At 65.2% G+C, this 3,563-nt stretch carries 2 protein-coding genes; one reads left to right on the forward strand and one right to left on the reverse strand.

Annotated elements, in window-relative coordinates; translation table 11 throughout:
* Nucleotides 1–1,189: 1,189 nt before the first annotated feature.
* The gene (locus tag ACT6Y9_RS09490; RefSeq protein ID WP_295479918.1) at nt 1,190–2,653 is read right to left on the reverse strand and encodes an NAD(P)H-hydrate dehydratase; all 1,464 of its coding nucleotides are present in this window, start codon (nt 2,651–2,653) and stop codon (nt 1,190–1,192) included.
* Between the two features lie 191 nt (nt 2,654–2,844).
* Between ACT6Y9_RS09490 and ACT6Y9_RS09495 the strand changes: the two genes are divergently transcribed.
* The gene (locus ACT6Y9_RS09495) at nt 2,845–3,498 is read left to right on the forward strand and encodes an NUDIX domain-containing protein (protein WP_295479920.1); all 654 of its coding nucleotides are present in this window, start codon (nt 2,845–2,847) and stop codon (nt 3,496–3,498) included.
* Nucleotides 3,499–3,563: the final 65 nt, after the last annotated feature.

A 3,563-nucleotide genomic window follows, 5' to 3' on the forward strand; every position in this document is an offset into this window, starting at 1 on the left:
CGCCGCATTCCTCCCCATGAATGAATTCAGGGGCTTCCTGCGGCGGATTCCGTGAGAAACGGTACGTTCGGAAACAAGCCCGGGCGCTCTTCGTGGAGAGCGCAAAGAAAAAGACCCCGCGGGCAGAAGCAGAACTGCGCGCGGGGCCAAACCCTCATAAAACCCTCAAGGAGTTTCCGGCGGTCGGGCGTCTCTCTTCACTCAACCGCCGTGAGAAGAACTATAGGGAGCGGCGCGGTGCGGGATGTTTCAGCGGACGCTCCACCTGCAATCGAACGTGACGAGGAGGCGGCATAGGAAACGTTTGAGAACGTCCCGGGATCGCGGGGACTCCCGCTGCGGGTGGGGGCGGTGATTTCTCAAGAAAGCAAGGACTCACTTTGTTTAGGGCGATCAATGCTTCGGCCCCACGCTGCGCCATACGCCGGGACGATGAGGCGGCGCGGTGAACGAACCCTGAAGCGCTCGAAGGTTTTCCGCGCCGTCGGCAGGCCGCGGCCGCGCAATCGCCCGTGAGGCGGGAGCGGGAGCGCCGGCCGGAGCGGGCCAGCGGGATCGTTGGAGCGCATCCCGTGCGGGGCGGAAATACGCTCGGGTTGATTGGTGCAGCGCTTCTTGAAGCCGTCGCCGGCAGAGGGCGAGGATGAAACGAGGGGACGACCGCAGGAATGAAAAAAAACCTCGCAGGCGTTTCCCACCGCCTGCGAGGCTCAACCCTCAATTTTCTCAACCTAAAGTCAGGAGAAAATGCAGCCGGAAAGCCGTTCTCTCAGCGGCTCCTAACCACGGGTTGAACTATACGTGAAACACCGCTCAAGCTTCATGTCGGAATCGTGTTGATTGCAACAAAACGTGTAGACGGTGCTCGAGCCGGCTTCAGGACGAAAAAAAACCTCGCAGGCGTTTTCCCTTCGCCTGCGAGGCTCAACCCTCAATTTTCTCAACCTAAAGTTAGGAGAAACACGCCGGACGTCGTTCTCTCACCGCCGTCCGTCGTGAGATGAACTATATCCCCGCTCCCTCCTGAGAGGTATTGCAGGTCTGTGAGGCATGCAACAAAACGTGAAGAGTGCAAATTCGAGCTTGCAATTGCCCGTTGAGACCGCACGAAGAAGGCCGGCGCGGAAGAACTTCCGGCCGGCCTTGGCTTTGATTTATCTGCGTTTATGAGCGTCCGAGGCGTTTCTCATCAGAAGCGGCGCACGCGGCTCGAGCGCTCGGCATTGAGGATCTCCGCCGCCTTCGAGGCGATGCGGCCCGCGGTGAGGCCCGCGAACGAGTCTTCGCCCGCGCGGGCGTGGAGCACCACGGCGGCGAGCACCGCCTCGACCGTGTCGAAGTGCTGCGCGAAGAAGGAGCCGATCATGCCCGAGAGCACGTCGCCGCTGCCGGCGGTGGCGAGCGCCGCTGTGCCGATCGGGGAGAGCCAGGTGCGGGTGCTGCGCATGGCGACCAGGGTGCCCGGCCCCTTGAGGACCGTGATTGCGCCCGTCTGGAGCGCGAGGTCGCGCACGGCGTTGACGCGGTCGGCCTGGATGGTCTTCGGTTCGACCTTGAGGATGCGGGAGCCTTCGACCTCGTGCGGGGTGATGACGGTCGCGACCGTGCGATGCAGGAGCTCAACGAGGACGGCCTTGTCGCCGGCGATGAGGTTGAGCGCGTCGGCGTCGATCACGAGGGGGCGCGAGCACTTCAGGGCCGCCATGAGGCGCGACTTGGCGCGCGGGCTCGTGCCGAGGCCCGGACCGATCACGACGGCGGTGAACTTCTCGAAGTCAAGGGGCTCGCGCGAGAACATGAGTTCGGGCATCACCGGATCCACGGCCGGGGCGTTCTCGGCGAGAAGCTCCACGGTGACGGTGCCCGCGCCCATCACGAGGCCTGCGCGCGCGGCGAGCAGCGCGGCTCCGAGGTGCCCCTCGGCGCCGCCCACGACGGCGAGGTGCCCGAAGGTGCCCTTGTGGGAGAACTTCGCGCGGGGCTCGAGAACGTGCGCGTAGTCGGCGGGTTCAATCACGCCGAGGCGGGTGAGGGGAACAGAGACGTCGAGCTCGCTCATCACGACCTCGCCGGCGGCGTCCGCGCCCTCGTTCATGAAGAGGCCCGACTTGTGCGAGAGGAAGGTGATGGTGGCGTCGGCGTGCACGCCCGGAACCGTGCCCACCCAGAGGCCCGTTTCGCTGTTGAGACCCGAGGGGACGTCGAGCGCCACCTTGAAGCCCATGCGTTCGTTGAACCAGAGGAGCGCGTCCATCCAGACGCCGGTGATCGGGCGCTTGAGGCCCGTGCCGAAGAGGCCGTCCACGACGACGTCGGCCTTGCGGGCCATGTAGGGGTCTTCGAGCGTCTCGCCGCCCGCGGAGCGCCATTCGTCGAGCATCGCGCGCGCGAGCTCGGTCTTCGGGTCGCCGCCCGGGAGGACGAGGTCCACCGTGAAGCCGCGCTTCTTCAATTCCGACGCGCAGACAACGGCGTCGCCGCCGTTGTTGCCCGGGCCGACGAGTACGACGGCGTGGCCCGCGGGCACGCGCCCCGCGATCCATTGGGCGGCGAAGGCGCCCGCACGGCGCATCAGTTCGTCAAGGCCCATGCGGTTGGCGCAGCGCGCTTCGAGTTCGTGCGCTTCTTCCAGATTGAGGACGGTGAGGCTCATGTTCTTCTCTTCTCTCTTGGGATCGACCCGCCGCCCGGGGCGGGTCCGTTCTTTGCTTTGGTGGGCTCAATTCTAAGAAGAAGACGCATGTTTCGGCGTGCCGGCAGGCCTCGAGCGGCGCTATCGTAGTGGACCCTGCAATCCCAACTCCCAAGGAGAGGCTCCTTCCGGCCTCGAAGGAGAAGATTTTCATGACGAGCCGCTATCCGCTTCTGACGAACGCGCCCTACGCCGAGCGCAAGGACGATCCCCTCGAGGAGAAGACCACCTCCGAGGAGGTGCTCTTCGACGGCAAGTTCGTGCATCTGCTGCGCGACGATGTCGAGCTCCCGGACGGGCGCGCCTCGCAGCGCCTCTACTTGAGCCACGGCGGGGCCGCGGCCATGGTGGCGCTCGGCGCCGACGGCACGATCCTTCTCGAGCGGCAGTGGCGCCACCCCCTGAAGCGCGCCTTCTGGGAGATCCCCGCCGGGAAGATCGACCCCAAGGAAGAGGAGCTCGCCTGCGCCAAGCGCGAGTTGATCGAGGAGACCGGCACGGCCGCGCGCGACTGGACGCGGCTCGGCGTCATCAACAACGCCATCGGCTACAGCAACGAACACATCGTGATCTACCTCGCCGAGGAGCTCTCCGACGTGGAGCAGAAGTTGGACGACGGCGAATTCCTCGAGGTCTACCGCGTGCCCTTTGAAGAGGCCGTGGCGATGACGCTCGACGGCCGCATCACCGACGTGAAGACGATCTGCGGCATCTACTGGACGAAGGAGCTCCTCGCGCGCCGCAACGCCGATCTCGGGCTCTCGGGCCGCGACCTTCGCGCAATGTTGCGCGCGGGCGCGAACTGACCAAAAGATAGGCCTCGCACAAGCCCCGTCCTTCAGGGCGAGGTTAGCGAGGCCAAAATGTTTGT

It is taken from the genome of Sutterella sp., assembly GCF_052272535.1.
Lineage (GTDB): Bacteria > Pseudomonadota > Gammaproteobacteria > Burkholderiales > Burkholderiaceae_F > Sutterella.

Bases quoted from the DNA above. Each gene is read 5' to 3' on its own strand.
- ACT6Y9_RS09495 (WP_295479920.1), top strand. From the start codon at position 2,845: ATGACGAGCCGCTATCCGCTTCTGACGAACGCGCCCTACGCCGAGCGC.
- ACT6Y9_RS09490 (WP_295479918.1), bottom strand. From the start codon at position 2,653: ATGAGCCTCACCGTCCTCAATCTGGAAGAAGCGCACGAACTCGAAGCG.